The sequence below is a fragment of the Pseudoxanthomonas suwonensis 11-1 genome (genome assembly GCF_000185965.1).
Lineage (GTDB): Bacteria > Pseudomonadota > Gammaproteobacteria > Xanthomonadales > Xanthomonadaceae > Pseudoxanthomonas > Pseudoxanthomonas suwonensis_A.
In genome coordinates, this window is sequence record NC_014924.1 from 288,813 (window position 1) to 315,752 (window position 26,940).

Annotated in this window: 24 protein-coding genes; 17 read left to right on the forward strand and 7 right to left on the reverse strand. The window is 71.8% G+C overall.

The genetic code is table 11. The annotated features are described in order from the left end of the window. The first annotated feature begins 275 nt into the window (after window positions 1-275). Window positions 276-749 carry a DUF2269 family protein gene (locus PSESU_RS01300; protein WP_203415170.1) on the forward strand — a complete coding sequence of 158 codons (474 nt, stop codon included), beginning with the start codon at window positions 276-278 and terminating at the stop codon, window positions 747-749. Window positions 750-761: 12 nt separating this feature from the next. On the opposite strand, the gene pdeM is transcribed toward PSESU_RS01300, so the two are convergent. From pdeM to PSESU_RS01325, 5 genes are all read right to left on the reverse strand, one after another. After that, a complete protein-coding gene (pdeM, locus tag PSESU_RS01305; protein WP_013533955.1) occupies window positions 762-1,412 on the reverse strand; it encodes a ligase-associated DNA damage response endonuclease PdeM in 651 nt (216 codons plus the stop codon). Further along, window positions 1,402-3,921: a ligase-associated DNA damage response DEXH box helicase gene (locus tag PSESU_RS01310; protein WP_013533956.1), complete on the reverse strand. Its 2,520-nt coding sequence runs from the start codon at window positions 3,919-3,921 to the stop codon at window positions 1,402-1,404. The genes pdeM and PSESU_RS01310 overlap by 11 nt, the downstream gene beginning before the upstream one ends. Next, a complete protein-coding gene (locus PSESU_RS01315; protein WP_013533957.1) occupies window positions 3,918-5,522 on the reverse strand; it encodes an ATP-dependent DNA ligase in 1,605 nt (534 codons plus the stop codon). The genes PSESU_RS01310 and PSESU_RS01315 overlap by 4 nt, the downstream gene beginning before the upstream one ends. Then, window positions 5,519-6,565: a ligase-associated DNA damage response exonuclease gene (locus PSESU_RS01320; RefSeq protein ID WP_013533958.1), complete on the reverse strand. Its 1,047-nt coding sequence runs from the start codon at window positions 6,563-6,565 to the stop codon at window positions 5,519-5,521. The genes PSESU_RS01315 and PSESU_RS01320 overlap by 4 nt, the downstream gene beginning before the upstream one ends. Window positions 6,566-6,633: 68 nt before the next feature. Next, window positions 6,634-7,110 (reverse strand): nucleoside deaminase, encoded by a 477-nt coding sequence (locus tag PSESU_RS01325; RefSeq protein ID WP_013533959.1) that lies wholly within the window; start codon window positions 7,108-7,110, stop codon window positions 6,634-6,636. A 134-nt stretch (window positions 7,111-7,244) separates the two neighbouring features. Between PSESU_RS01325 and ubiE the strand changes: the two genes are divergently transcribed. From ubiE to PSESU_RS01345, 4 genes are all read left to right on the forward strand, one after another. Continuing rightward, complete coding sequence (gene ubiE, locus PSESU_RS01330; RefSeq protein WP_013533960.1) at window positions 7,245-8,006, forward strand: bifunctional demethylmenaquinone methyltransferase/2-methoxy-6-polyprenyl-1,4-benzoquinol methylase UbiE; 762 nt, start codon at window positions 7,245-7,247, stop codon at window positions 8,004-8,006. A gap of 230 nt (window positions 8,007-8,236) precedes the next feature. Beyond that, complete coding sequence (locus tag PSESU_RS01335) at window positions 8,237-10,174, forward strand: M1 family metallopeptidase (protein ID WP_013533961.1); 1,938 nt, start codon at window positions 8,237-8,239, stop codon at window positions 10,172-10,174. Between the two features lie 55 nt (window positions 10,175-10,229). Beyond that, a complete protein-coding gene (locus PSESU_RS01340; RefSeq protein ID WP_013533962.1) occupies window positions 10,230-10,970 on the forward strand; it encodes a hypothetical protein in 741 nt (246 codons plus the stop codon). A 9-nt stretch (window positions 10,971-10,979) separates the two neighbouring features. Further along, on the forward strand, window positions 10,980-11,267 hold the full coding sequence (locus tag PSESU_RS01345; RefSeq protein ID WP_013533963.1) for a hypothetical protein: 288 nt from the start codon (window positions 10,980-10,982) through the stop codon (window positions 11,265-11,267). Window positions 11,268-11,416: 149 nt separating this feature from the next. Here the strand turns inward: PSESU_RS01345 and PSESU_RS01350 are convergent, their stop codons facing one another. Further along, window positions 11,417-12,352, reverse strand: coding sequence for a carbohydrate kinase family protein (locus PSESU_RS01350; RefSeq protein ID WP_013533964.1), 936 nt, complete (start codon window positions 12,350-12,352; stop codon window positions 11,417-11,419). Window positions 12,353-12,680: 328 nt separating this feature from the next. Here PSESU_RS01350 and PSESU_RS01355 point away from each other — a divergent pair, with 328 nt between their 5' ends. The 10 genes from PSESU_RS01355 (at window position 12,681) to PSESU_RS15595 (ending at window position 24,668) form a co-directional block, all read left to right on the forward strand. Further along, the gene (locus PSESU_RS01355) at window positions 12,681-13,727 is read left to right on the forward strand and encodes a rod shape-determining protein (RefSeq protein WP_013533965.1); all 1,047 of its coding nucleotides are present in this window, start codon (window positions 12,681-12,683) and stop codon (window positions 13,725-13,727) included. Window positions 13,728-13,840: 113 nt separating this feature from the next. Continuing rightward, window positions 13,841-14,818: a rod shape-determining protein MreC gene (mreC, locus tag PSESU_RS01360; protein WP_013533966.1), complete on the forward strand. Its 978-nt coding sequence runs from the start codon at window positions 13,841-13,843 to the stop codon at window positions 14,816-14,818. Beyond that, complete coding sequence (gene mreD / locus PSESU_RS01365; protein WP_013533967.1) at window positions 14,815-15,300, forward strand: rod shape-determining protein MreD; 486 nt, start codon at window positions 14,815-14,817, stop codon at window positions 15,298-15,300. Before mreC ends, mreD begins: the two co-directional genes overlap by 4 nt. A gap of 9 nt (window positions 15,301-15,309) precedes the next feature. Next, complete coding sequence (mrdA, locus tag PSESU_RS01370; RefSeq protein WP_013533968.1) at window positions 15,310-17,499, forward strand: penicillin-binding protein 2; 2,190 nt, start codon at window positions 15,310-15,312, stop codon at window positions 17,497-17,499. Further along, window positions 17,496-18,617, forward strand: coding sequence for a rod shape-determining protein RodA (gene rodA, locus PSESU_RS01375; protein WP_013533969.1), 1,122 nt, complete (start codon window positions 17,496-17,498; stop codon window positions 18,615-18,617). Before mrdA ends, rodA begins: the two co-directional genes overlap by 4 nt. Window positions 18,618-18,692: 75 nt before the next feature. After that, entirely contained in the window at window positions 18,693-19,832 is a 1,140-nt protein-coding gene (gene mltB, locus PSESU_RS01380) for a lytic murein transglycosylase B (protein ID WP_041763730.1), read from the forward strand. Then, window positions 19,829-20,974 carry a septal ring lytic transglycosylase RlpA family protein gene (locus PSESU_RS01385; protein WP_013533971.1) on the forward strand — a complete coding sequence of 382 codons (1,146 nt, stop codon included), beginning with the start codon at window positions 19,829-19,831 and terminating at the stop codon, window positions 20,972-20,974. Before mltB ends, PSESU_RS01385 begins: the two co-directional genes overlap by 4 nt. A gap of 78 nt (window positions 20,975-21,052) precedes the next feature. Beyond that, a complete protein-coding gene (locus PSESU_RS01390; protein ID WP_013533972.1) occupies window positions 21,053-22,276 on the forward strand; it encodes a D-alanyl-D-alanine carboxypeptidase family protein in 1,224 nt (407 codons plus the stop codon). 190 nt (window positions 22,277-22,466) lie between these two features. Continuing rightward, window positions 22,467-23,303 carry a hypothetical protein gene (locus PSESU_RS01395; protein WP_013533973.1) on the forward strand — a complete coding sequence of 279 codons (837 nt, stop codon included), beginning with the start codon at window positions 22,467-22,469 and terminating at the stop codon, window positions 23,301-23,303. Between the two features lie 108 nt (window positions 23,304-23,411). Further along, window positions 23,412-24,668 carry a CsgG/HfaB family protein gene (locus PSESU_RS15595; RefSeq protein WP_013533974.1) on the forward strand — a complete coding sequence of 419 codons (1,257 nt, stop codon included), beginning with the start codon at window positions 23,412-23,414 and terminating at the stop codon, window positions 24,666-24,668. 65 nt (window positions 24,669-24,733) lie between these two features. Here PSESU_RS15595 and PSESU_RS01405 read toward each other — a convergent pair whose 3' ends face one another. After that, entirely contained in the window at window positions 24,734-25,777 is a 1,044-nt protein-coding gene (locus tag PSESU_RS01405; protein WP_041764306.1) for a lipid A deacylase LpxR family protein, read from the reverse strand. A 151-nt stretch (window positions 25,778-25,928) separates the two neighbouring features. Between PSESU_RS01405 and PSESU_RS01410 the strand changes: the two genes are divergently transcribed. Together PSESU_RS01410 and lipB are read left to right on the forward strand one after the other, a co-directional pair. After that, window positions 25,929-26,207, forward strand: a complete 279-nt coding sequence (locus PSESU_RS01410) for a DUF493 family protein (RefSeq protein WP_041763732.1) — start codon at window positions 25,929-25,931, stop codon at window positions 26,205-26,207. Beyond that, window positions 26,195-26,893 carry a lipoyl(octanoyl) transferase LipB gene (gene lipB / locus PSESU_RS01415; protein ID WP_041763735.1) on the forward strand — a complete coding sequence of 233 codons (699 nt, stop codon included), beginning with the start codon at window positions 26,195-26,197 and terminating at the stop codon, window positions 26,891-26,893. The genes PSESU_RS01410 and lipB overlap by 13 nt, the downstream gene beginning before the upstream one ends. Window positions 26,894-26,940 lie beyond the last annotated feature (47 nt).

Sequence of the window (26,940 nt, forward strand, 5' to 3'; positions counted from 1 at the left end):
CTCCGTCTTCGTCGGGCTTGTCATCGATCATGCAGATGCATACGTGCACGCCGCGCGAGCAGGCGGTGGCTGGGCGTCGTGCTGGCGCCGTGGCGCGTGTCCGGCCGTGCCTGCGCATGACGGTCCCGGCGGATGATCCTGTGCATATTCGCCTATACCTGCATGCTCGTTGTGCTGTGGCCGGCGACGTGGATGGATCCGCGCGGCGGCATGGCCAGGAACCTGGCGGTGCTGCCGGCGTTGGCCATGTCGTGGGTGCTTTCGGAGCGGAGATGATGGAAACCTACCTGCTTGTGAAGTGGATCCACGTCCTGTCCTCGACCCTGCTGTTCGGCACCGGGCTGGGCATCGCGTTCTTCATGTGGATGGCCCACCTGCGCGGCGATGCCGCGCATATCGCCGCCACCGCGCGGACCGTGGTGATCGCCGATGCCTGCTTCACCGCGCCGGCGGTGGTGGTGCAGTTCCTGAGCGGCCTGTGGCTGGCGCGCTTCCTCGGAATGCCGCTGGACTATTCCTGGCTGCGCGTGGCGCTGTGGCTGTTCGTGCTGGTCGGCTGCTGCTGGCTGCCAGTGTTGTGGTTGCAGGTGCGTGCGCGCGACCTGGCCCGTGCCGCGGCCGCGCAGGGCATGCCGCTGCCGCGCCAGTACCGGGTGGTGATGGGCTGGTGGTTCGCGCTGGGCTGGCCGGCCTTCATCGGGGTGATGGCGATCTTCTGGCTGATGGTGGCCAAGCCCGACGGGCTCTGAGCCACGCCTCGCTCACCGCGACCAGGGCGGCAGGGCGAAGGCTTCGCCCTCGACGCAGGCCACCAGGCGTTCGCCTGGCTTCTGCATCGGCACCACCCCGGCGGTGAAGGCGGAGAACGCAGGCAGCACGGTCAGGCCATCGCGCAGCCAGAACGCAGGCCAACGCCGGCGCATGCCGGGCAGGGCGGCGAGCGGATGCAGGTGGCCGCACAGCACGTGCGCATCGCGCGCCGGACGTGGATCGTGGCGCAGCAGGAACGGCCCGTCGCGCTGCTCGATGCCCGCGTCCTCGACATCCAGCACCGAGGCATCGAAGGCACGGTCGTGGTTGCCGCGCAGCACGCGGATGCGCAGGCCGCGGTGTCCCTCGCGCCATGCGTGCCATGCCGCCAGCCAGTGCGCGCGCGGCGCGGGGCCGTGCAGCAGGTCGCCGAGGATCCACAGTACGTCGCTGGGATGAAGCGCCAGCAGTGCGTCGAGCCGCTGCAGGTCGTGCGCGGTGCCACCGCCGGGGATGGCCAGGCCGGCGCGGCGGAAGGCGTCGCCCTTGCCCAGGTGCAGGTCGGCGATCAGCAGCGCCCGCGCCTGGGGACGGTAGAGCGCGCGCGCGCCGAGCAGGTGCACGGGTTCGCCGGCCAGTTCCGTGCGCCACTCAGCGTCCATGGCGGCGCTCCAGCTGTTCGGCGGCGCGGCGCACGCGGGTGCGCCAGTCCTCGGTGCTGAGCTGGCCGCGCTGGCCTTCGGCCCAGAGCGGGAACGACAAAGGCGTCAGTCCGGGTGGGGTGGCAAGCACCAGCTCGCGCGAGCCCCGGTCGCGCAGCACCTGCTCCAGGCGGTCCAGCTCCAGCTCGCCCTCCAGCACCTCGCGCTCGGCCTGGGCCAGCAGCAGGTGGCCGGGATCGTGCCGGCTGAGCACGTCGAACAGCAGTCCTGAAGAAGCCTGCAGCTGGCGCAGGCTGCGCAGCTGGCGGCCGGGCAGGGACGGCATCAGCAGGCCGGACACGCGCGCGATCTCGCGGAAGCGGCGGCGCGCGAGTTCCCCCAGGTTGAGTGCTTCGCGCAGGTCTGCCTCCAGTCCGTCCGCCGAGAACATCGCCTGCAGCACGGACGCGTCCACCGGCACCGCCTGCGCCGGCGACAGCACCAGCCCGTAGTCGTTGGCCGAGAACGCGAAGCTGTTGCGCTGCAGGCGCCCCCAGCGCAGCGCGAACAGGGCGGCCAGGCCTTCGTTCACCTGGCGCCCGCCGAAGGGATAGACGAACAGGTGCAGGCGCTTGCGCAGCAGCACCTGCTCGGCCAGCAGGCGGCCGGGCGCGGGCAGTGCGGAAAGCTGGCGCTGCAGGGCCAGCAACGGCGCCAGCGCCTGCATCTCCGGCGAGCTGTCGGGCTCGCCCAGCAGCAGCTCGACCTCGTCGGCCAGCTGCGAGGACAGCGGCATGCGTCCCCCGCGCCAGGTCGGCACCGCGCCCTCGCCGCCGCGCACGGGGCGCACGTAGGCGGTCATGTCCTCCAGCCGCACCAGCTCCAGCAGGCGTCCGGCGAACTGGAAGCGGTCGCCGCGGCGCAGGCGACCAACGAATTGTTCCTCCACCGCACCGAGGCGGCCACCCCGCAGCATGCGCACGGTGACGCTGCCATCGCTGGTGATGGTGCCGATCGACAGGCGGTGCAGGGTGGCCACGCGCCGCTCCTCGACCACGTAGCGGCCGTCGTCCCTGCGGACCACCTTGTGGAAGTCCGGGTAGTGCGAAAGCGCGCGCCCGCCCTGGACGATGAAGTCGAGCACCGCCTGCCAGGTCGCCTCGTCCAGCCCGCCGAAGGCATGAGTGCCGCGTACCTCGTCCAGCAGTTCGTCCGGGTCGAAACCGCCTGCCAGCGCGCAGCTGACGCAGTGCTGGGCGAGCACGTCGAGCGAGCGCCGCGGAGGCGGACGCGACTCGACCCGGCCGCTGCGGATCGCATGGCGTGCTGCGGCGAACTCCGCCAGCTCGAGCGCGTGGGTGGGGATGCAGGTGACCTCGCCCGATTCGCCCGGCCGATGCCGCGCACGCCCGGCGCGCTGCAGCAGCCGCGCCACGCCCTTGGGGCTGCCCAGCTGCAGTACCTGGTCCACCGCGGGGAAGTCCACGCCCAGGTCCAGGCTGGAGGTGGCGACCACGCAACGCACGGTGCCTTCGCGCAGGCCCTGTTCGGCGGCGCTGCGCAGGGCCGGATCCAGCGAGCCATGGTGCAGGGCCAGCGTGGCCGGATCCTCGGGCCATACCGCCGACAGCGCCTGGTGCCACAGCTCGGCCTGGGCGCGGGTATTGGTGAACAGCAGGCTGCTGCGCACCGCCAGCAGCCGCTGCAGCACGCGCGACAGCTGGCCCAGGCCCAGGTGGCCAGCCCAGGGAAAGCGCTCCCTGCCCTCGGGACGCAGCGTCTCCACCGCCACGCTGCGCGCACGGGTACCACCGACCAGGGCCGCATCCGGACGATGTGGCAGCAGCACTTCGCGCGCCTGCTCGAGGTTGCCGAGCGTGGCCGAGAGGCCCCAGATGCGCAGGCCGGGCCGCAGCGCGCGCAACCGCGCAAGGTTGAGCTGCAGCAGCACGCCGCGCTTGTTGCCCAGCAGCTCGTGCCACTCGTCGACCACCACCAGGTCCAGCGCGCGCAGACGCTCGGGCGTATCGGGATACGACAGCAGCAGGGCAAGCGACTCCGGTGTGGTCACCAGCGCATCGAGCCCGCCCTCGCGCGCCAGGCGGCGGTCGCGCGCGGAGGCGTCGCCGGTGCGCTGGCCCACGCGCCAGTCCAGTCCCAGCGCCTCGGCCGGCTCGCGCAGGGCGCGGGTGGTGTCGGCGGCGAGCGCGCGCAGGGGCGTGATCCACAGCAGCCGCAGCGGATGCGCTTCGGCGGCGCGCACCCGGCGCTTCGTCTTCGGCGCGGCCTCGGCGCGCGCCAAGGCCTCGACCAGCGAAGCTCCGGCCACCGCGAGGGTCTTGCCGCTGCCGGTAGGCGTGTGCAGCAGGCCCGACTCCCCGGCAAGCGCGCGGCGCCAGACCTCGCGCTGGAAACGCAGTGGGGTCCACTCGCGCTGGGCGAACCAGGCGTCCAGCTGCTGGCGCGCGCGGCGCAGCGCAGCGGCCGCCAGTCGCGGTGGCGGCGCGGGCGTGGCCGGCTCCGCCTTCATCGCGCCAGCGCCTGCAGCGTGGCCAGCACGTCGGCCTCCGCGGCGGGCTTGTCGTGGCGCCAGCGCAGGATGCGCGGGAAGCGCACGGCGATCCCGGACTTGTGCCGGCTGCTGCGGTTGACCGCCTCGAAGCCCAGCTCGAACACCTGCACCGCTTCCACCGAGCGCACGGGGCCGAAGCGTTCCAGCGTGTGCGCGCGGATCCAGCGGTCGAGCTTCAGGATCTCCTTGTCGTCCAGGCCCGAGTAAGCCTTGGCCACCGGCACCAGCGCACCCTCGTGCCAAAGACCGAAGGTGTAGTCGGTGAACAGCGTGCTGCGGCGGCCGTGGCCGGCCTGGGCATAGATCAGTACCGCGTCGATGGTCAGCGGCTCGACCTTCCACTTCCACCAGTCGCCGCGCCGGCGACCCGACTGGTACACCGCGTCCGCACGCTTGAGCATCAGGCCTTCGACGCCGCGCTCGCGCGACTGGGTGCGCAATCCGGCGGCATGTTCCCAGCTGGCAGGCGCGACCTGGGGCGAAAGCACGATGCGCGGATCATCCAGCGTCGCCAGCACCTGTTCGAGCCGGGCGCGGCGTTCCAGCTGTGGCAGCGCGCGCAGGTCCTGGCCATCCAGTTCCAGCAGGTCGTAGGCCACGACACGCACCGGCGTATCGGCGAGGGTCTTCGGCCCGGGCTTGCGGCGCTGGATGCGGGTCTGCAGGGCGGTGAACGGCATTGGCGCGGCCTCGCCTTCGCGCCAGGCCAGCAGCTCGCCGTCGATCACGGTGCCGTCCGGCAGCGCGGTGGCGGCCAGCTCGATCTCGGGGAAGCGGCCGTCCAGCCGCTCCTCGCCGCGCGACCACAGTGCGACCTCGCCGTCGCGGCGCAGCAGCTGCACGCGGATGCCGTCCCACTTCCATTCCAGCAGCCAGTCCGCCACCGGGCCCAGGCTTTCCGGTTCGACTTCAAGCGGCGAGGCGAGGAAGAACGGGTAGGGCTGCTGGCGGTCGCCGGGACGTTCCTCCGGATCGAGCAGGTGCGCCATCCACCCGGCATCCGGCGTCCACGTGCCGAGCATGCGCTGGGCGATGCGGGCGATATCCACGCCCGACAGCTCAGCCAGCGCCTGCTGCACCAGCCGCTGCGACACGCCCACGCGCAGCGATCCGGTCAGCAGCTTGTTGAACGCCAGGCGTTCGTCGAAGCACAGGCTGCGCCAGGCTCCGGTGATTGCGGCGCGGCGTACTTCCGGCGCGGCGTTGGCCAGCGGCAGCAGGCGCTGCTCGATCCACCCGGCCAGCGGCACGTCCTCGCCAGGACCATCGGGATCGTCCAGCAGCAGGGTCACGGTCTCGGCCAGGTCGCCTACCTGCGAGTAACTGTCGTCGACCAGCCAGTCGGGCAGGCCGGAGACCTCGCCGACCCAGGCACGCAGTTCGCCGCTTGCGGCGATCTTGCGTCCGGCGCCGGAGATCTTGCCGCCGGACAGCAGGTGCAGGGCCCAGGCGGCGTCTGCCGGCGGCGCCTCGCGGAAGTACGCGACCAGGGCCGCACGCTTGTCGCCGGTGGCGGTGCTGCGGTCCAGCTCGCGGTACAGGGCGGCGAAGCGCCTCATGCGCCCGGCTCCGGTGCCGCGTCGGCGGGCGTGGCGTCCTGCAGGCTCTCGTCGCCATAGCCGGTGTGGAAGGACTCGGCGGCCACGCCCTGTTCGCACAGGTGCCGCACCAGCGCGTCGGTATTGCCATGGGTGGCGATGATCCGGCGCGCGCCGGTGTCGGCGATGGTGCGCAGCAGGTCCGGCCAGTCGGCGTGGTCGGAGACCACGAAGCCGCGATCCACGTTGCGCCGGCGGCGGTTGCCGCGGATCCGCATCCAGCCGGAGGCGAAGCCGTGCTGGGCGCGACGGAAGCGACGCAACCAGGCGCTGCCTGCCGCCGAGGGCGGGGCTATCACCAGGCGCCCGGCACAGTCCTCGTTGCGGGGCAGGTCGGAGACGCGCTCGGTGTCGAGCATGGCGATGCCGGCCTGGCGGTAGACCTGCACCCCGGCGTCGATCGCGCCGTGCAGCAGCGCCGGCATGTCGTCGAGCCCGCGAAGCTCGGCCAGCACCCGCTGCGCCTTGCCCAGCGCGTAGCAGTACAGGATCGCGACCTCGCCGCGTTCGGCGCACTGCCGCCGCCACCGCACGATGTCCGCGGCGACCTGGCGCGTGTCCGGCCAGCGGTACACCGGCAGGCCGAAGGTGGCCTCGGTGATGAAGGTGTCGCACCGGACCGGCTCGAACGGTGCGCAGGTGGGATCGGGCTGGCGCTTGTAGTCGCCCGAGGCGACCCAGACCTGGCCATCGGCCTCGATCCTGACCTGGGCCGAGCCCAGCACGTGACCGGCCGGATGCAGCGACACCCGCGCCCGGCCGATGCTGAAGGCCTCGCCGTAGCCGTGCGCATGCACCACCTGCTCGCCCAGGCGCCAGCGCAGGATCGGCAGCGACTCGCGGGTGCAGTGGTACTCGCCCATGCCGCCGCGGGCGTGGTCGCCGTGGCCATGGGTGATGACCGCACGCGGCACCGGCCGCCACGGATCGATATGGAAATCGCCGGGCGGGCAGTAAAGCCCTTCCGGGCGCAGGACGACCAGGTCGTCAGGGGACTCGGGCATGCCCCGAGTCTGTGGCGGCAGGCGTGCAGGCGGCGAGAACCACCCGCGCGCCGGCGCCGGTCAGCCGGTCAGTGCGCGTGGTCGCAGTCGCCGTCCTCGCCGATGTCCTCGTTCCAGACATGCGGGTTGGCGGCGATCCAGTCGCCGAGCATGCGGATGCATTCGTCGTCGTCGAGGTCGACGACCTCGACGCCCTGCTCGCGCAGCCAGTCGTGGCCGCCCTGGAAGTTGACCGCCTCGCCCATCACCACCGTGCCGATGCCGAACTGCCTGACCAGGCCGCTGCAGTACCAGCACGGGGACAGGGTGGTGACCATGATGGTGTCGCGGTAGGAGCGCTGGCGCCCGGCCTTGCGGAAGGCGTCGGTCTCGCCGTGCACGGAAGGATCGTTTTCCTGCACGCGGCGGTTGTGGCCGCGGCCGAGCAGGGTGCCGTCGGCGGCGAACAGGGCCGCGCCGATCGGGATGCCGCCCTCGGCCAGGCCCTGGCGGGCTTCTTCGACGGCGATGGCGAGCATGGCGCGGTGGTCGGGGGTCTGGCTCATGGGCGGTTCCTTCTGTGCGGGCCGGGGCGGGGGGCGTGGAAGCGTACGCCGGCGGCGCCACGATGGGCAGCCCGTGCCCGGGCCCGACGTCTCCGTGACCCCGGCCGGGGGCCGCCGGTGCCATAATTCCCGCCATGAGCGAATCCCCCTACGAACGCGGCACCACCCACTTCGGCTTCCGTGACGTCCCGGCGACGGAGAAGCAGAAGCTGGTGGGCCAGGTGTTCACCTCGGTCGCGCGCAAGTACGACCTGATGAACGACCTGATGAGCCTGGGCATCCACCGGGCGTGGAAGCGGTACTTCACCGCCACCTGCCAGGTGAAGCCGGGCGACCGGGTCCTGGACCTGGCCGGCGGTACCGGCGACATCGCCGCGCTGCTCAAGCCGCGCGTGGGCGCCAACGGCCACATCGTGCTGGGCGACATCAATGCCGGCATGCTCTCGGTCGGTCGCGACCGCCTGACCGACCGCGGCCTGGTCTCCGGCCTCGAGTACGTGCAGTGCAACGCCGAGAAGCTGCCGTTCCCGGACGACAGCTTCGACCTGGTGACCATGGCCTTCGGCCTGCGCAACGTGACCGACAAGGACGCGGCCCTGCGCGAGATCGCGCGCGTGCTGCGGGTCGGCGGCCAGGCCCGGGTGCTGGAGTTCTCGGAAGTGCGCGCGGAGTGGTTCAAGCCGATCTACGACTTCCACTCGTTCAAGGTCCTGCCGAAGCTGGGCAGCCTGTTCGCCGGCGATCCGGCCAGCTACCAGTACCTGGCCGAGAGCATCCGCAAGCATCCGCCGCAGGAAGAGCTGAAGGCGATGATGGAAGAAGCCGGGCTGTCGCGCTGCAGCTACGTGAACATGAGCGGCGGCATCGTCGCCGTGCATACCGGCTACAAGATCTGAGGGCGGGCCGCCAGGGGCGGCCTGCGGTCTGTGGTTTGACGGACTTGGCCTGCCTGCATTGCTGCGGGCGGGCAGGGCGCGGGTGTCGGCGCGACTGGATGGCCCGATGCCGGGGGCGCGCCCTGGCGCCGGCCCTCTCCCACGGTGGGGCGGGCCAGGCATGGCTTCCGGCGGATCGGGCGGCGTGGTGGGCCGGGTTACACTCGGTGTTTTCCGCTTGACCTTACGACATGCGCTTTCCCGCACTGCTGCTCACCCTTGCCATGACCGCCGCCGCCAGCGGCTGCTCCGGCGACAAGGCCGGTCCGGCCGACAACGCCAATCCCGAAGCCCGTCCCGCCAAGGCCGCCCAGGCCTCCGCGCGCCGCCACGACGAGAGCTCCTACTCCGAGCCGGAGAAGGTGCGCATCGCCGACCTGGCCCTGGACCTGGAGCTGGACTTCGATTCCCGCACGCTTTCCGGCACCGCCACCTACGCGCTGGAGTGGGCCGACGACAAGGCCAGCCAGCTGGTGCTGGACACCCGTGACCTCACCATCGACAAGGTCGAGGGCGAGGCCGACGGCGCCTGGTCGGAGCTGCAGTACTCGCTGGCCGATGCCGACCCGGTGTTCGGCAGCAGGCTGGTGATCGAGGCTCCCGGGCGCAACGCCAAGGTCCGCGTCACCTACGCCACCTCGCCCGAGGCTTCCGGCCTGCAGTGGCTGGAGCCGTCGATGACCGAGGGCAAGCAGCTGCCCTTCATGTTCAGCCAGTCGCAGGCGATCCACGCCCGCAGCTGGGTGCCGCTGCAGGACACCCCCGGCGTGCGCTTCACCTACAGCGCGCACGTGACCTCGCGTCCGGACGTGATGGTGCTGATGAGCGCCGACAACGACCCGGCCGCGGCGCGCGATGGCGACTACAGCTTCCAGATGCCGCAGCCGATCCCGTCCTACCTGCTTGCGATCGCCGCCGGCGACCTGGTGTTCAAGCCGATCTCCGCGCGCAGCGGCGTGTGGGCCGAGCCGTCCATGGTCGACCGTGCGGTCGCCGAGTTCGAGGACACCGAGCAGATGATCGCCACCACCGAGAAGCTCTACGGGGCCTATCGCTGGGAGCGCTACGACATGCTGGTGCTGCCGCCGTCGTTCCCGTTCGGCGGCATGGAGAACCCGCGCCTGAGCTTCATCACCCCGACCGTGATCGTGGGCGACAAGTCGCTGGTCTCGCTGATCGCCCACGAGCTGGCGCACAGCTGGTCCGGCAACCTGGTGACCAATGCCAGCTGGAAGGACATCTGGCTCAACGAGGGTTTCACCACCTACGTCCAGGGCCGCATCGTCGAAGCGCTGTACGGCGCCGAGCTGGCCGAGATGGAGCGCCAGATCGACCAGGCCGGGGTGAAGGCCGACATGCAGGCGATGAAGCCGGAGGACCAGCTGCTGGTGCTGCCGGCGCTGGACGCGCGTGACCCGGACGAGGCGCTGAGCGAAGTGGCCTACACCAAGGGCGCCTGGTTCCTGCAGTTCCTGGAGCAGCGCTTCGGCCGCGAGGTGTTCGATCCGTTCCTGCGCGGCTGGTTCGACGACCACGCCTTCCAGAGCACCGACAGCGACCAGTTCATCGCCTACCTGCACAAGAACCTGCTGCCGAAGAACCCGAACGCGGTGACCCGGGAAGAGCTGGACGCGTGGCTGAAGCAGCCGGGCATCCCGGCGTTCGCCACCGCGGCGCGCTCGCGCACCTTCTCCAACGTCGATACCGCGCGCATCGCCTGGCGCGGCAGCGCGCAGCTGCCCAACCCGCAGATCGCCAACGACTGGGGCACCCAGGCCTGGGTGCATTTCCTGGAAGGCATGGGCGAGACCCTGAAGCCCGAGCAGCTGGCGCAGCTGGACAAGGCCTACGGGTTCACCGGCACCGCCAACGGCGAGATCGCCATGCGCTGGTACCCGCTGGCGATCCGCAGCGGCTACCAGGAAGCGCTGCCGGCGGCCGGCGAGTTCATCCAGCGCGTCGGCCGGCGCAAGCTGATCCTGCCGGTCTACGTGGAACTGGTGAAGACCCCGGAAGGCCTGGCCTTCGCCCGCGAGGTGTTCGAGCGCGCGCGTCCGGGCTACCACCCGATCACCACCGCCTCGGTCGAGGCGATCCTGGCCCGCGCCGAGGGCGCGAAGCAGCAATGAGCAAGCGGGCGCGCCGGCACTCCCGGCGCGCCCGTGTCGTCCGACGAGGCAGCGCATGAAGCCGATCCGTACCCGAGCGTCCCTGGCCCTGCTGCTGGCGGCCACCACCCTTGCCGCGACCACGGCCTGCACCGACCGCGAGGCCGAACGCCAGGCGCAGCTGGCCGCCCAGGCCGAGGCCATGGAACGCAAGGCTGCCGAGCTGCAGAAGCAGTACGAATCGGCGGTGGCCAGTTCCAACTGGGAGCTGGCGCGGATCCATGGCGTGGCCCTGCTTGACCAGTACCCCGACAGCGAAGCGGCCGCGGCCATCGGCCCCGGCCTGGACGAGGTCAAGGCCAGGGCCGAGCAGGCCCGCGAGCAGCGCCGCCTGGCCCTGCTGTGGGACTACGGCCGCACCCCGGCCGGCAAGGGCGACCAGGTCACCGCGGCGATCCTCAGCAGCGAGCCGGTGGACACCGGCGGCGAGGCTCCGGTCCCGGTGCAGCTGGTGATCCGCGACCACCCGGACTGGAAGCGCAGCGCCTACCTGGTGCTGAAGGGCGGCGATTTCGACTGCTACGGCGGTTGCCGGCTGGCGGTGAAGTTCGACGACGAAAGCCTGAAGATGCCGGGCTGGCGGCCGAAGACCGACGAGGCCATCGCCATGTTCATCGAGGACTACCGCGGCCTGTGGAAGCGCATGCGCAAGGCGCAGCGGCTGGAGGTGACCTTCCCGGTCAAGGCCGGCGGCACCCGCACCGCGGTGTTCGAGGTCGGCGGCCTGGACGGCAGCCAGATGCCCGGCTGGGACTGACCGGCGGCCATGCTGGACATGGACTACGTGGTCGTGGGGGTGGTCAGCGCGCTGGCCATCGCCATGCACGTGGTGCTGTTCGTGCTGGTGCGGCGCTGGATGGACCGCGACCTCGCCCTGTTCCACGCTGGCGACGATCCCGTGCGCCGGCAGTGGATGCTCGGACAGCTGGAGAAGGCGCGACGCGACGGCGTGCCGCGCCGCGAGCTGCCGGCCTGGCTGGAACGGGCCGCGGCCAATGCCCCGGAACCGGTGGCCGCGGTGCTGCAGGGCGGATCGGCGGGCGAGCCGGAGTAGGGCGCCGGGCCCGAACGGAAAAGGCCAGGACGCGAGTCCTGGCCTTTCTGCTTCCGGTCTTCCTCCGGGAGAGGCGCCCTGTCCGGGCCTGCCTGGCACCCCAGATCCGGGGCCGAGCCCGGCGACGCGGCAAGGCCGCGCCGGGGATATCAGCCCAGGCTGTAGCCGAACTGCTGGCGGAAGTGCTCGTTGAACTCGGCGAAGTCGAAACGCTGGTTCTGGGTGCCCGGGTGTTCGACCTTGAGCGCGCCCATCAGGTTGCCCATGCGGCCGATGGTCAGCCAGTCGTAGCCCTTCTCGATGCCGAAGATCAGGCCGGCGCGGAAGGCGTCGCCACAGCCGGTCGGGTCGACCACGCGGCGCTCGTGCGCCGGCGGGACCTCGTAGGTCTTCTCCGGGGTGTGCACCAGGGCGCCGCGCGGGCCCTGGGTGGTGATGTAGGCCTGGACCTTCGAGACGATCTCGCGGTCGCTCCAGCCGGTGCGCTCCTGCAGCAGGTTGGACTCGTAGTCGTTGACCACCACGTAGTCGGCCGCCTCGATGAACTGGCGCAGCTCCTGGCCGTTGAACAGCGGCATGGCCTGGCCCGGGTCGAAGATGAACGGCACGCCCATCTCCTTGAATTCGGTGGCGTTCTGCAGCATGCCCTCGCGGCCGTCCGGACCGACCAGGCCCAGGGTGATGCCCGGGACGTCCTTCACGTGGTTCTCGTGCGAACGCATCATCGCGCCCGGATGGAAGGCGGTGATCTGGTTGTTGTCGTGGTCGGTGGTGATGAAGGCCTGCGGGGTGAACAGCTCCTCGATCACCTTCACCTGCGACAGGTCGATGCCCAGGGCCTCGAAGTGCTCGCGGTAGGGGCCGAAATCGCCGCCCACGGTGCCCATCGGCACCGGCTTGCCGCCCAGCAGGTGCAGGTTGTAGGCGATGTTGCCGGCGCAGCCGCCGAACTCGCGGCGCATCCGCGGCACCAGGAACGAGACGTTCAGGATGTGGACCTTGTCCGGCAGGATGTGGTTCTTGAACTGGTCCGGGAACACCATGATGGTGTCGTAGGCAAGGGAACCACAGATCAGGGTGGACATCGGTCTGGTACTCGGGCGCGGGCGCGCGTGACGGGGGCTGCGGCCTCGCGCCGCGGCGCAAAGGTTACCGGCTGCGTCCCCGCGCGGCCAGTCCGGAGCGGGACCTGTGGCGGCGCCGGCGACGCCGTGGGAGCGTCCAAACCCCCGGTTTACCGCGGAATTCCTTGCCGGGGACCGGCCCCGTTGCTAGGCTAGCCGACCTGTTTTTGCTGTCCAAAATTTCGCCATCGGCGCGCCTCCTGGCGCCGACCGCGCAAGCACCGGCACCTCGCCGGTTCCGCCACGCCCCGCCTCCTTTCCTACCCGGAAACCCCAGGACCGCCCCTCGATGTTCAAGAAGCTCCGCGGCATGTTCTCCAACGACCTGTCCATCGACCTGGGCACGGCCAATACCCTGATCTATGTCCGCGGGCAGGGCATCGTGCTGAACGAGCCTTCGGTGGTGGCGGTGCGCCAGGACCGCGCGATCGGCGGCACCCGCTCGGTGGCGGCGGTGGGCGCGGAGGCCAAGCAGATGCTGGGCCGCACCCCGGGCAACATCACCACCATCCGCCCGATGAAGGACGGCGTCATCGCCGACTTCACCTACACCGAGGCCATGCTCAAGCACTTCATCAAGAAGGTGCACAAGGCCCGGGTGCTGCGCCCGAGCCCGCGCGTGCTGGTGTGCGTGCCGGCCGGCTCGACCCAGGTCGAGCGCCGCGCGATCAAGGAATCGGCCGAGGAGGCCGGTGCGCGCGACGTCTACCTGATCGAAGAGCCGATGGCCGCGGCGATCGGCGCCGGCATGCCGGTGTCCGAGGCGCGCGGCTCGATGGTCATCGACATCGGCGGCGGCACCACCGAGGTGGCGGTGATCTCGCTCAACGGCATCGTGTACTCGGCCTCGGTGCGCATCGGCGGCGACCGCTTCGACGAGGCGATCACCAACTACGTGCGCCGCAACCACGGCATGCTGATCGGCGAAGTGACCGCCGAGCGGATCAAGATGGAGCTGGGCTGCGCCTACCCGCAGGCCGAGGCCAAGGAGATGGAGATCACCGGCCGCAACCTCGCCGAGGGCGTGCCGAAGATGATCAAGATCAACTCCAACGAGGTGCTCGAGGCCCTGCACGAGCCGCTGTCCGGCATCGTCTCGGCGGTCAAGCTGGCGCTGGAGCAGACCCCGCCGGAGCTGGGCGCCGACGTGGCCGAGCGCGGCATCGTGCTGACCGGCGGCGGCGCCCTGCTGGCCGACCTGGACAAGCTGATCTCCGAGGAAACCGGCCTGCACGTGCAGGTCGCCGACGACCCGCTGACCTGCGTGGCCCGCGGCGGTGGCCGCGCGCTGGAGCTGGTCGACATGCACGGCAACGAGTTCTTCGCGCCGGACTGACCTGGCCGCCCAGGCCGCCCGCGCCGCACCGCGTCCCGGGGCGGCGTTCGCCAGCGGCCACGAGCGCCGCCATACTCCCACCTCCGCCGCGCTGCCCCGACTGATCACCGTCCGTGTCGTCCTACGCCGGTTCTTCCCAAGCTGCGCGCCCCGGTGAACCCGGTCCCCTGCGGCTGCTGGCCTACCTCGCCCTGGCCGTGGCGCTGCTGGTCCTGGACCACCGTGGCGGCTGGCTGACGTGGATCCGCGGGCACGCCACCGTGCTGGTGCAGCCGCTGCGCAGCGTCGCCGGGCTGCCCGGGATGATCGGTGGCAGCATGCGCGAAGGCCTGGCCTCGCGCGCCAGCCTGGCCGAGGAGAACCGCCGCCTGCGCAACGAGCTGCTGCTGGCCAACGCGCGCCTGACCCGGCTGCGCAACGCCGCGGTCGACAACGCCCAGCTGCGTGAACTGCTCGGCGTGGTCGAGCGCCGCGGGCTGGACGTGCAGCTGGTGCCGGTGCTGGACATCGACCTCGCGCCCTCGCGCCAGCGCCTGGTGCTGCGTGCCGGCGGCAACCAGGGCGTGCAGCGCGGGCAGGCGGTGATCGACGCCGGCGGCCTGCTTGGCCAGGTGATCGAGACCACCCCCACCCAGTCCACCGTGCTGCTGTTGACCGACCCGGACCACGCGGTGCCGGTGATGGTCGCGCGCAACGGCGTGCGCCTGATCGTGTACGGGCGCGGCGACCGCCTGGAGCTGCGCGACATCCCGCTCAACCAGGACGTGCAGGTCGGCGACCAGCTGGTCACCTCGGGCCTGGGCGGGCGCTTCCCGCCGGGCTTCCCGGTCGCGACCATCTCCGCCCTGCATCCGGACGACAGCCAGGCCTTCCTGGTCGGCGAGCTGAAGCCCGCCGCCCAGCTGGACCGCGGCCGCGACGTGCTCCTGCTGCGCCCCGGCGCCGCCCCCGACCTCCCGCTTCCCCCCGTCCCCGGCGAGCCCGGGGATCCGGCCGCGCAAGGAGAGCCGGCTGGACCCGAGACCGTCCGCTCTTCCGAATCCCGAATCCCGAATAACGAATCACAGCCTCCGCAGGAGGCGACCCGATGAGCGCCCGCGACCGCCTGGGCGGCTGGGTGCTGCCACTGAGCCTGCTGCTGGCCCTGCTGCTGGGCCTGCTGCCGCTGCACGCGCAGCTGCAGCCGCTGCGCCCGTACTGGGTGGCGCTGGTGCTGGCCTACTGGGTGATCGAGACGCCCTCGCGCGCCGGCCTCGGCCTGGCCTTCGCCTGCGGCCTCATCGCCGACCTGGCCTACGGCAGCCTGCTCGGCGAGCAGGCGCTGCGGCTGGTGATCATGGCCTTCATCCTGCAGCGCTTCCGCGCGCGGCTGCGGTTCTTCCCGCTGTCGCAGCAGGCGCTGGCGATCGGCGCGCTGTTGCTCAACGACCGCATCGTCGACGCCGCGGTGAACCTGGCCCTCGGCCAGCCGCTGCTGCCGTGGGAATACTGGTGGGCGCCACTGCTGGGCATGGCCCTGTGGCCGCCGCTGTTCCTGCTGCTGGACGCCCTGCGCCTGGGTCGCCGGGACTGAGGTCCAGGGATGGCCAGCCGCCGCGCTTCCAAGAACCCGCACGCCGAGGCCGAGCAGTTCCGGCGCCGCGCCGCGCTCGGCTTCCTGGTCGCGGCCCTGGCCCTGGGCGGGCTGGCGGCCTGGTACTTCCGCCTGCAGGTGCTGCAGCACGACGACTTCGCCACCCGTTCGGAAGCCAACCGCATCCGCCCGCGCCCGGTGGTGCCGGCGCGGGGCATGATCTACGACCGCCAGGGCCGGCTGCTGGCCGAGAACGTGCCGGCGTTCCGCCTGGACGTGACCCCGGACAAGGCCGGCGATACCGAGAAGCTGCTGGCCGAGCTGGGCCAGCTGATCCCGCTGGACGAGGACGAGATCGAGCACTTCCGGCGCGAGCGCAAGGCCGGCCGCGGCTTCCGCCCGATCACCCTGAAGCTGCGCCTGAGCGACGAGGAGATGGCCGCCTTCGCGGTCAACCGCTGGCGCTTCCCCGGCGTGGAGATGGAGCCGTACCTGACCCGGCACTATCCCTATGGCGACCTGTTCGCGCACGTGATCGGCTACGTCGGCCGGATCGACGAGAAGGACCTGGAGACGCTGGGCGAGGGCGGCACCGCGCTGACCCACATCGGCAAGACCGGCATCGAGCGCTCCTACGAGGACCTGCTGCGCGGCAAGGTCGGCTACGAGCAGATCGAGACCAACGTCCAGGGCCGCGCGCTGCGCACGGTCGGCCGTGTGCCGGCGCGGCCGGGCTCGGACCTGCGGCTGTCGATCGATGCCGAACTGCAGCGCGCCGCGGTGGCCGCGTTCGGCGAGCTGGAGGGCACGGCGGTGGCGATGGATCCGCGCACCGGCGAGATCCTGGCCCTGGTGAGCCTGCCGTCCTACGACCCCAACCTGTTCGTCAACGGCATCTCGCACGCCGACTATCGCGCGCTGATGGACAACCCCTCGCGCCCGCAGTTCAACCGCGCGGTGCTCGGCGGCGTGGCCCCGGGCTCGACCCTCAAGCCGTTCCTGGCCCTGGCCGGCCTGGACAGCGGCGTGCGCCGCCCCGAGGACCGCACCCTGTCCACCGGCATGTTCTACCTGCCCGGCAACAGCCGCGGCTGGGGCGACTCGCACCGCGGCGGCCACGGCTGGACCGATGCGCGCAAGTCGATCGCCGATTCGGTCAACACGTACTACTACCAGCTGGCGCTGGACATGGGCATCGAGCGGATCCAGCAGTACCTGACCCGCTACGGCTTCGGCGAGCCGTCCGGCATCGACCTGGTGGGCGAGAGCACCGGCATCCTGCCCAGCCCGGCGTGGAAGCTGCGCCAGCGCAAGGAGCGCTGGTATCCGGGCGACACCGTGAACATCTCCATCGGCCAGGGCGACTGGAAGGTCACCCCGCTGCAGATGGTGCGCGCCACCGGCGCCCTCGCCGACGATGGCCACCTGCGCCGGCCGCACCTGGTCGAGGCGCGCCGCGACCGCTTCGACGCGCCGTGGTCGGCGCTGGAGCGCGGCGAACCGGGCCAGATCAGCGAGCGCCCGGACAACCTGCGGGTGGTGCGCGAGGGCATGGAGATGACCATCCACGGCCCCGGCGGCACCGCGCGCATGATGAGCGTCGGCGCGCCGTACCGGATGGCCGGCAAGACCGGTACCGCGCAGGTGGTCAGCCGCCGCGGCACCGGCGCGGTCGATCCGCGCAGCCTGCCCATGCACCTGCGCCACCGCGCGCTGTTCATCGGCTTCGCTCCGGCCGAGGACCCGCAGATCGCGGTGGCGGTGGCGGTGGAAGGCGGCGGTTACGGCGGCAGCACCGCCGCGCCGATCGCGCGCAAGATCTTCGACGCCTGGCTGCTGGGCAAGCTGCCGGACGGCGTGGAGCCGCTGGATGCAGCGCCGGCGCCTGCCAGCTGCGCGGGCGCAGGCGCAGCCGCTGAGGCAGGCTGCACGCCGGCGACCGATGGCGAACTGCCGCTGCCGCCGCCCCCGTCGCGGCGTACCCCGGCGCAGGCCGGCGACCGCAACCCCGCCGACAACAACTTCGGCAGCTGGCTCCGGCGCCAGCCGCAGCTGCAGCGCGCCGCCGCTCCCGCCGTGGATGCACCGGCTGCGCGCGCCCCTGCGCCGGCCACCGTACCGGCGGCAGCGCCGGCCGGCGACGATGGATCCGCCGCCGGGACCACCGAGCCGCCCGCGGCGCAGGAGAACGGCCGATGAGGGATTTCCTGCGCTGGCTGCTGGACATGGGCGGGCGCTTCGTGCGCACCCTGGACTGGCCGCTGTGCCTGGCCCTGGCCGGGCTGATGGCCTTCGGCCTGGCGGTGCTCTACAGCGCCGGTGGTCCCAGTGGCGGCGCGGCCCTGGTCAAGGCCCAGGGCGCGCGTTTCGCGGTGGGCGCGGTGGCGATGTGGGCACTGTCGCGGGTCTCGGTGATCCGCCTGCGCGCGTGGTCGCCAACGGTGTACTTCCTGTCCATGCTGCCGCTGCTGGCGGTGCTGCTGGTCGGCACCGGCAAGCACGGCCGGCACTGGCTGAACCTGGGCGTGTTCTACCTGCAGCCCTCGGAGCTGCTGAAGATCGCGCTGCCGATGATGGTCGCCTGGTACCTGCACTCGCGGCCGCTGCCGCCGCGGGTGCCGACGGTGCTGGCCACCGGCGCGCTGATCGCGCTGCCGACCGGCCTGATCCTGCTGCAGCCGGACTTCGGCACCGCCATGCTGATCGCCAGCAGTGGCGTGTTCGCCCTGCTGCTGGCCGGGCTGCCGTGGTGGTGGGTGGGCGTGGGCGTCGGCGGCGTCGCGGCGGTGGCTCCGGTGGCCTGGTTCTGGCTGCTGCGGCCATACCAGAAGGACCGCATCCTGACCTTCCTCGATCCCGAGCGCGATCCGCTGGGCGCGGGCTGGAACATCATCCAGTCCAAGATCGCGATCGGCTCCGGCGGCCTGACCGGCAAGGGCTGGGGCGAGGGCAGCCAGTCCCACCTCAACTTCATCCCCGAGCAGACCACCGACTTCGCCTTCTCGGTGCTGAGCGAGGAGTTCGGCTGGGTCGGCGTGGCCACGATGCTGGCCCTGTACCTGTTCGTGATCGGCCGCTGCCTGTGGATCGCCGCCCAGGCCCGCGACGGCTACTCGCGGCTGCTGGCCGGCTCGCTGGGCCTGGCCTTCTTCGTCTACGTGCTGGTCAACGGCGGCATGGTCTCCGGCCTGCTGCCGGTGGTCGGCGTGCCCATGCCGCTGCTGAGCTATGGCGGCACCTCGGCGGTGTCGCTGCTGGCCGGCCTGGGCCTGGTCATGGCGGTCCGCACCCACCGCCCGGTCCATGCCTTCCACTGACCGTCCCCGTCCGGCCCGGGATGTGAAAATCCCAATGGCTGCATGGGCTTGCGCACGCATGCTAACCTGCCTTCGATGATCAAGAAGCCCGCAACGCGCGGCCGTCTGCTGACCGGCCTCATCCTCGCCGGATTGCTGGGCTGCACGCCCCGCGCCGGTGTCGTCTCCAACCCGCCGGCCGCGGTGCCGAACGTCCCCGCGACCCCGGCCGAAGCCCGGCCCGAGACCGTGCAGGCGCCGCCGGTGGACCTGACCCCGGTGCCGTTCGAGGTGGCGCGCGCGCGCTTCATCGCCGATACCAGCGAGCGCTACGGCATTCCCGCCGCCGAGATCGAGGCCACCCTGGCCGGGGCCAGCTTCCTCGACAGCGTGGTCAACGCGATGTCGCGCCCGGCCGAGCGGGTCAAGCCGTGGCACGAGTACCGGCCGCTGTTCATCAGCCAGGCCCGGATCGACGGCGGCCGCCGCTTCCTCGGGCAGAACCGGGTCAAGCTGGCCAAGGTCGAGGCCGATACCGGCGTGCCCGCCGAGGTGATCGTCGCGATCATCGGCGTGGAGACCAGCTACGGCGGCAACACCGGCCGCTACTCGGTGCTGGATGCGCTCTACACCCTGGCCTTCCGCTATCCGCGTAGCGGCGACCCGGCCAAGCTCGAGCGCGAGGTGCGGCGCGAGCTGTTCTTCCGCGAGGAGCTGGCGCAGCTGTTCGCGCTGGCGCGCGAGGAGAACCTGGACATCACCACGCTCAAGGGCAGCTATGCCGGCGCCATGGGCATGGGCCAGTTCATGCCGTCGAGCTACCGCGACTTCGCGGTCGATGGCGACGGCGACGGCCGCCGCGACCTGTTCGGCAGCCTCGACGACGTGTTCGCCTCGGTCGCCAACTACTTCGTGAAGAAGGGCGGCTGGGTGCGCGGCGGCCTGGTCGCGGTGCCGGCCACGCTCGAGCCGGGCCGCGAGCCGTTCGACCCGAGCGAGTGGAAGCCGACCCACACCCTCGCCGACCTGGCCGCGCGCGGCTACCGGCCGCAGCTGCCGGTGCCGGACGGCGCCACCGCCACCCCCATCAGCCTGGAGGGCAGCAGCGGCCCGCAGTACTGGCTGGGTTTCCAGAACTACTACGCGATCACCCGCTACAACATCTCCAAGATGTACGCGATGGCGGTGTTCCAGCTGTCGGAGGCGATCGCCGGGCGGGAGATCCCGCCGGCATGACCGCGCGCCGGCCCTCGCAGGCAGTCCTGCGCATGGCCGCGGTCCTGGCCATGCTGGTGCTGGCCGCGTGCGGCAGCGCGCCGAAGAAGGCCAGTGCGCCGTCGCCTGCGAAGGGCGACAAGGTGGCGTCCCCGTCCGCTGCGGACGGCCGCTGCAGTGGCGTCTCGCCGTACGCGCCGGCGCAGGAGGATCCGTCCACCCGCGGCGACTACACCGCCGGCGGCCTGTACAAGCCGGGCGTGCCCGACCGCACCCCGGACTACGTGCCCGACGTGGACTGCATCCCCGAGCCGGTGGTGGTCGACCTGCCGCGCTCGCCGGTGGGCAACCGCTCGCCGTACACGGTGCTGGGCAAGCAGTACAAGGTCATGGACCGCCCGCACGGCTACGTCGAGCAGGGCATCGCCTCGTACTACGGCAGCAAGTTCCACGGCCGCCGCACCTCCAACCAGGAGGTGTACGACATGTACACCTTCAGCGCCGCGCACAAGACCCTGCCGCTGCCGAGCTTCGCCCGGGTCACCAACCTGGACAACGGCAAGTCGGTGGTGGTGCGGGTCAACGACCGCGGCCCGTTCCACGATGGCCGGGTGATCGACCTCAGCTACGCCGCCGCGGTGAAGCTGGGCATCGTCGCCCGCGGTACCGGCCGGGTCGAGGTACGCGCGCTGGTCCCGGGCGAGGACGACGGCACCCGTTACGCGGCAAGGCCCGCCGCTGTCCCCGCGCCGGCCCAGGTCGCCGCGGCGCCTGCGCAGACCGCGCCGGCGACCCCGGCCACCGCGCTGGACCAGCTGGTCCAGGCGCTGCCGGAAGAAGCGCCGCCGGTCGCGAACGAACCGCCCGCCGTTGCCAGTGCGCCCGCCGCCGCGCCTGTTGCTGCTTCAGTCCACGCCGCACCGTCGGTGATCTCGCCCTCGGCGCAGCTGCTGCAGGTCGCCAGCTTCTCCAGCGCCGACAATGCGCGCCGGGCGCTGGAACGGCTGCTGGCCGCCGGCATCAGCGAGGCGCGCATCGAGGACGCGACCAGCGGCGGACGCACGCTGTGGCGCCTGCGGGTGCCGGCCGCCGGCGACCCGGCGGAACTTGCGCTGCGCATCGCCGGTCTGGGTTTCGGTACCCCGCAGCCGGTCCGCGACTGAGCGCGGGCTTACAATCGTCCGCTTGATCCTTCCTTTCCGCCCGGCCCCAGGCCGGTTGCCGCAGGAGTTCCTGTTTCCATGAAGTTCCGTCCCACCGGTCCGCTGACCGTCCTCGCCGCGGCCGCCACCTTCGCCTTCGGCCTGGCCTTCGCCCAGGCCCCGGCACCCGCACCGCAGCCCGCCGGGGCCGCACCGGCCGCGCAGGCGGTCGCGATCCCGCCCGCCCCGCGTCCCTCCCAGGCCACCGCGTGGCTGGTGATGGACTACGCCACCGGCCAGGTCCTGGCCGGCGAGAACGTGGACGAGCAGGTCGAGCCGGCCAGCATCACCAAGGTGATGACCTCCTACGTGATCGCCGCGGAAATGGCCGCCGGCCGGGTCAAGCCCGACGACCAGGTGCTGATGAGCGAGCGCGCCTGGCGCGAGGGCGGCGCCCGCACCGACGGCAGCTTCAGCGGCTTCCCGGTCAACCAGACCGCACCGCTGGTGGAGATGGAAAAGGGCATGGCGGTGCAGTCGGGCAACGACGCCGCGATCGCGCTGGCCGAGCACGTCGCCGGCACCCAGGAGGCCTTCGCCGACCTGATGAACAGCTACGCGGCGAAGATCGGCATGAAGAACAGCCACTTCGTCAACGCGCACGGCCTGTCCGCCGAAGGGCACTACAGCACCGCGCGCGACCTGGCCCTGCTTGGCCGTGCCTTCGTGCGCGACTACCCGGAGCAGTACGGGTACAACAAGATCAAGGAATTCACGGTCAACGGCATCACCCAGCCGAACCGCAACCTGCTGCTGTGGCGCGATTCCTCGGTCGACGGCATCAAGACCGGCCACCACTCCAAGGCCGGCTACTGCCTGATGAGCTCGGCCCAGCGCGGCGACCAGCGCCTGGTCGCGGTGCTGATGGGCGGCGCCTCCGAGCGCCAGCGCGCCGACGACAGCCTGGCCCTGCTGAACTGGGGCTTCCGCTTCCACGAGACCCACCGCCTGTACGAGCCCGGCAAGCCGGTGGCCTCGCTGAAGGTGTGGAAGGGCAAGGCCGACCAGGTGCAGCTGGGCGTGGCCGAGCCGCTGCTGGTGAGCGTGGGTCGCGGCCGCTACGGCGACCTCAAGCCGGCGATGGAAGTGCCGCGCTCGCTGGTGGCGCCGATTGCCGCCGGCCAGCAGATCGGCACGGTCAAGGTGTCGCTGGATGGACAGGTCGTGGCCGAGGCGCCGCTGGTCGCCGCCAACGCGGTCGAGGAAGCCGGCTTCTTCAAGCGCCTGTGGGATGCCTTCTGGATGTGGTGGGAGTCGGAGTGAGCCCCGACCGCCCCGCATGATCCCTGGACAGCCGGCCCCGCGCCGGCTGTCTTCGTATCCGGGGTCCGAACCTGTGCGGCAGTTCTCCAACCGCGCGCGCCCGCTGGCTTATGCTTGGCCGCACGCGCCGCCTCCGGGCTGCGCGCCTGGGCGCGGAGCGCCGGTACCCACTGGGACGGACGGGGGGCACATGGGCAATTGGAATGCATGGGGCGCGTACGCCGCGTTCCTGGTAGCGGTAGCACTGACCGGTCCGGCAGCGGCCGGCTCGCGCGCACAGCCCGCGCAGCAGTCCCACGAGGTTTCCCATCCGGTGGCGCAGATCCCGGTCTGCCGGGTGCCGCTGGGTACCGTGTCGGTAACCGAACCGGCGGACGCGGAGAACTGGCGGAGGCGCCACCAGCTGCCGCCGCCGTCGCGGCTGGTCGGCGTGCTGGTGGCCCGTTCGCGCTGTTTCACCCTGCGCGACCACGGCGTCGGTCCCGGTTCGCAGGTCGCCGACGGGGCCGGCCAGCTTCCGCCGGCGGCGGCCGACTTCGTCCTGGAACCGGACCTGGCCCCGGGCGAGAGCCGGAGTGGACCTGCCGACGAGCCGACGCCCCCGGCACAGGCCGTGGAAGTGGTGCTGACCCTGGTCGACCAGCGCGGTACCGGCCGCGTTGCCGTGTCCGGCAGCGCCAGCCGCGACCAGCTGCGCGCCGGTGCCAGCGGCACCCTGTTCACCGCCGGCGGCCTGCGCTCGGCCGGCGTCGGCGGCTATGCCAGCACCGAGCACGGCCAGGTCGTCGCCTTCGCCTACCTGCAGGCCTATACCGACCTGGTGGTCCGCCTGGGTGGATGGTCCGAGGACTCGGCCGAGGCCGCCGCAGCCCGCGCGCTGCGGGTGGACCGGGCGGTGCGGGCCCTCGCCGGCGGGACAGCCGCGTCACCGGATCCGGCGCCTTCGCAGGAAGCCCGGAGCCGCCCTGCCGGCCGCGAGGGACCGGTCCGTGGCCGCAGGTCCAGGGGCGGCGGTGTTGCGCATTGAGTGGCGCACCCTCGGGGAGTGGGTGTCAGCAATTGTTCATGCTGATGAAGGTTTCGTTAGACTTTGATCTCCGCTGTCCACCCGGGCACGCCAGTCTTCCAGGGGATCATGAGTTACCAGCACTTTCCGACCCGCGCCCTCGCGCTTTGTGGCCTGCTGGCCGCCGCCTTCGCGCCGGAGGCCCATGCCGGCCTGTTCGGCGGCGGCTGTTCCGAGCCGATCGGCTCGGTGCGCATCTCCGAACCCGACGACGGCGCCGAGCTGTGGTCCGCCTACGGCCTGTCGGCCCCGACCCGCATGTTGCGGGTCATGGTCAACGACTCGCGCTGCTTCACCGTGGTCGACCGCGGCGCCGGCCTGGCCGCGATCCGCGAGGAACAGGAACTGGCGGCCGCCGGGCAACTGCGTGCCGGCCACAACGTCGGTGGCGGCCAGATCCGTTCGGCCGACTTCGTGCTGATCCCGGACATCGTCTCGCAGAACGCCAACGCCGGCGGCAGCAGCTTCGGCGTCGAGGGCGAGAAGCGCGGCTTCCTGGGCATGGGCGGCGGCAAGGCCGGCGTCTCCACCCGCCGCCAGAACGCGGAAGTGGTGCTGACCCTGGTCGACGCCCGCACCTCCGAGCAGGTCATCACCACCAGCGGCGAGGCCAAGATCTCGGACAAGGCCTGGGAGGCGGCGCTGCGCGCGCAGTCCAACGCCCATGGCGCCCGCGGCGGCATCCACTACAGCAGCTGGGAAAACACCGAGATCGGCAAGGTCATCAAGCAGGCGTACGAAGAAGCCTACGAGAAGATGGAGCCGGCCGTTCGCCGCCTGGCCAGGCAGCGTGGAGCCGGCGGTTCGCGGCAGTCGGCCCTGGCTTCCACCTTGGGCATGTTCAAGCCCGGATTGGGGGGCGGCGCGCCCGCGCCAGTGGCGACCGAAGGTGATGTGTCCGTGGCCAGGGCGACTTCGGCCGGCCAGGGGCTGCGCTCGCTGCTCCCGCGGCGCGCGCAGCAGGAACAGGCGGTGGCGGAGGTCGAAGAGGTCGAGGAGCAGGCGACCGCCTTGCAGCCGGCTCCCGCCCCGCAGGTCGTGGTCGAACCCGCCCCGGTCGCCGTTCCCGCTCAGGTTGCCGCGCCTGCCGGCGCTCCCCTGGACATGGATGCCGAGGGCGAGCTGCTCGCCAGCCAGACGCTGGCCCTGCGCCGTACCGCGCGCCTGCTGGCGCAGCCGGCGGCCGATGCCGAGGTGGTGGCCGAGCTGCGCACCGGCATGCTGCTGTTCCCGACCGGCAGCAAGCAGGGCGCGATGCTCGAGGTGGAGAACGAGGTCGGCCAGCGTGGCTGGGTGCCCTCGGCCGCGGTCGTCGTCGCCCAGTAAGCAGGAATCCGGCCGCCATCGCGGCGGTTGCACGGTCCGGCGCCCGGCGCGCCGGACCTGCCGGGTCAGAGCATCCGGCTGATGGTGAAGCTGCCGAACACCGGCCGCTCCTCCTGGCCCTCGAACTCGCGCGCGCCGTGGTAGCGCGCCAGGGCGAACTTCCAGCGGCCGCGGGTCAGGGCCATGCCGTAGCCGACCTCGCCCACCAGCGGACGCCTGTCCACGCTGTGGCTGTCGCGGAAGGTGTTGCCGTCCAGGGTGATGTCGCGGGCCACCGCGCGCACGTCGGTGGTGGCGAACATGTGCCAGGACCAGCCCGAGCGGCGCCCGCGCGAGGGCGCGGTGTTCTCGCCGGCCGGGCGCAGCGGGGTGCTGCCGAAGTCGTCCGGCAGGCGCCAGCCCCAGCGTGCCTCCAGGCCGGTGTTGAGGTAGGTGGCGCGGTTGCCGAGGGCGCCGCCCCAGTGCGCGATCGCGTCCCAGCCCCAGCCGCCGGCGTTGCGTCCGGCGTCGCCCCAGCGACGCATGCGCTCGTGGACCACGCCGACCAGCGGCTCGTTCTCCAGCTGGTTGTCCCAGCCGCGGAAGTCCTCGCCCTCGAACACGTGGTGGGCCGCATTCTGCACCTGCCTGCCCAGCGCCATCGGCCCGACCACCCCAAGTTGCAGCTGGGTGGTGCGCAGGTCGTCGCCGTTGCGCGCGTTGTAGCCGAACCGGGCCATCAGGATCGCCGCGTACGGACGGTCGTCCAGGATCAGGTCGGTGCGGGTGTAGTCGGTAGGCGTGTACAGGGCCTGGCCGATGCTGAAGACCATGTTCTGCTGCTCGAAGCCGCCGGGCTGCAGGCGCTCGAGGTAGCGGTTGAGCCAACGCGCCAGGCCCGGCAGGCAGGGGTCGTCGGTGTAGTCGGCCAGGTTCGGCGAGACCAGGGTGAGCATCGCGCCGTTGGTGTAGCCCTGGTCCTGCTTCTCGCCACCGAGCAGGTCGTTGTCGACGCGGAAGTTGACCGCCGGCGGGGTCTCGCTGAGGACGCTGCTGTCGCACTGCTGCGCGGCGGCGAGGGCGGGGGACAGCAGGAGCAGCGCGGCGGACAGGACGCGCGTCGATCGCATCCGTGCGGTGGCGGGCATCGGCGGGTTCCGGCGGAAAGGGGGAAGCCATATTGGACCGCGCGCGGGCGTACAGGGGGCGTGCATGGCCGCACCGCAGCGTTGCGCGGGGGTGGTGCTTGGGTTCGGGGGCCCAGGCCCCGATAATGCGTCGATGGAAATCAAGTCCGACAACCCCGAGCACGGCTTCCAGTTCCCCGGCACCTTCGAGCTCAGCGCCATGGGCGCGGCCGACAAGGGCCTGGAGACCGAGCTGCCGAAGCTGCTGGCCGCCGCCGGCGTGGAAGTCCTGGAAGAGAGCATCCAGTGGAAGCACTCCTCCAACGGCAGGTACGTGTCCGTGCGCATCGGCTTCCGCGCCGAGAGCCGCGGGCAGTACGAGCGCGCCCACCAGGCCCTGCGCGACCACCCGGAAGTGAAGTGGACCCTGTGAGCGCCTGCGAGGCCTCGGCCGCCCCGTCGCGCGCGCCGCGCCCGGCGCGGGTGTTCGACCTCGGCCGCCAGGCTTACGAGCCGGTGTGGCGGGCGATGCAGCGCTTCACCGATGCCCGTGGCGAGGACACGCCGGACGAGCTGTGGCTGGTCGAGCACGAGCCGGTGTTCACCCTGGGCCAGGCCGGCAAGCCGGAGCACGTGCTGGCGCCGGGCGACATCCCGGTGCTGCACGTGGACCGCGGCGGCCAGGTGACCTACCACGGCCCGGGCCAGATCGTGCTCTACCCGCTGCTGGACCTGCGCCGGATCGGCGTGGGCGTGCGCGAGTACGTGTGCCGGATCGAGCAGGCGATCATCGACACGCTCGACGAGTGGAACATCGGCGGCGAGCGCCTGGAAGGCGCGCCCGGCGTGTACGTGGGCGGGGCCAAGGTCGCGGCGCTGGGCATCCGCGTGCGCCGCGGATGCAGCTTCCATGGCCTGTCGTTCAACATCGGCATGGATCTGGAGCCCTTCCACCGGATCAATCCCTGCGGCTACCAGGGCCTGCGCGTGACCTCGGTGCAGGACCTCGGCGGCCCGTCCTCGATGGGCGCGGTCAAGCCGGTGCTGCTGGCGCAGGTCGCGCGCCAGTTCGGCCTGGAGCTCCAGCCGCAGGCCGGACTGCCCGAGCTGGTGGCGTGACGGCCGGGACGCTGGGTGGCCCCGCGCTTTGCGCGCGGCACGCCTGG

Bases quoted from the DNA above. Each gene is read 5' to 3' on its own strand.
- PSESU_RS01300 (WP_203415170.1), top strand. From the start codon at position 276: ATGGAAACCTACCTGCTTGTGAAGTGGATCCACGTCCTGTCCTCGACC.
- pdeM (WP_013533955.1), bottom strand. From the start codon at position 1,412: ATGGACGCTGAGTGGCGCACGGAACTGGCCGGCGAACCCGTGCACCTG.
- PSESU_RS01310 (WP_013533956.1), bottom strand. From the start codon at position 3,921: ATGAAGGCGGAGCCGGCCACGCCCGCGCCGCCACCGCGACTGGCGGCC.
- PSESU_RS01315 (WP_013533957.1), bottom strand. From the start codon at position 5,522: ATGAGGCGCTTCGCCGCCCTGTACCGCGAGCTGGACCGCAGCACCGCC.
- PSESU_RS01320 (WP_013533958.1), bottom strand. From the start codon at position 6,565: ATGCCCGAGTCCCCTGACGACCTGGTCGTCCTGCGCCCGGAAGGGCTT.
- PSESU_RS01325 (WP_013533959.1), bottom strand. From the start codon at position 7,110: ATGAGCCAGACCCCCGACCACCGCGCCATGCTCGCCATCGCCGTCGAA.
- ubiE (WP_013533960.1), top strand. From the start codon at position 7,245: ATGAGCGAATCCCCCTACGAACGCGGCACCACCCACTTCGGCTTCCGT.
- PSESU_RS01335 (WP_013533961.1), top strand. From the start codon at position 8,237: ATGCGCTTTCCCGCACTGCTGCTCACCCTTGCCATGACCGCCGCCGCC.
- PSESU_RS01340 (WP_013533962.1), top strand. From the start codon at position 10,230: ATGAAGCCGATCCGTACCCGAGCGTCCCTGGCCCTGCTGCTGGCGGCC.
- PSESU_RS01345 (WP_013533963.1), top strand. From the start codon at position 10,980: ATGCTGGACATGGACTACGTGGTCGTGGGGGTGGTCAGCGCGCTGGCC.
- PSESU_RS01350 (WP_013533964.1), bottom strand. From the start codon at position 12,352: ATGTCCACCCTGATCTGTGGTTCCCTTGCCTACGACACCATCATGGTG.
- PSESU_RS01355 (WP_013533965.1), top strand. From the start codon at position 12,681: ATGTTCAAGAAGCTCCGCGGCATGTTCTCCAACGACCTGTCCATCGAC.
- mreD (WP_013533967.1), top strand. From the start codon at position 14,815: ATGAGCGCCCGCGACCGCCTGGGCGGCTGGGTGCTGCCACTGAGCCTG.
- mrdA (WP_013533968.1), top strand. From the start codon at position 15,310: ATGGCCAGCCGCCGCGCTTCCAAGAACCCGCACGCCGAGGCCGAGCAG.
- rodA (WP_013533969.1), top strand. From the start codon at position 17,496: ATGAGGGATTTCCTGCGCTGGCTGCTGGACATGGGCGGGCGCTTCGTG.
- mltB (WP_041763730.1), top strand. From the start codon at position 18,693: ATGATCAAGAAGCCCGCAACGCGCGGCCGTCTGCTGACCGGCCTCATC.
- PSESU_RS01385 (WP_013533971.1), top strand. From the start codon at position 19,829: ATGACCGCGCGCCGGCCCTCGCAGGCAGTCCTGCGCATGGCCGCGGTC.
- PSESU_RS01390 (WP_013533972.1), top strand. From the start codon at position 21,053: ATGAAGTTCCGTCCCACCGGTCCGCTGACCGTCCTCGCCGCGGCCGCC.
- PSESU_RS01395 (WP_013533973.1), top strand. From the start codon at position 22,467: ATGGGCAATTGGAATGCATGGGGCGCGTACGCCGCGTTCCTGGTAGCG.
- PSESU_RS15595 (WP_013533974.1), top strand. From the start codon at position 23,412: ATGAGTTACCAGCACTTTCCGACCCGCGCCCTCGCGCTTTGTGGCCTG.
- PSESU_RS01405 (WP_041764306.1), bottom strand. From the start codon at position 25,777: ATGCGATCGACGCGCGTCCTGTCCGCCGCGCTGCTCCTGCTGTCCCCC.
- PSESU_RS01410 (WP_041763732.1), top strand. From the start codon at position 25,929: ATGGAAATCAAGTCCGACAACCCCGAGCACGGCTTCCAGTTCCCCGGC.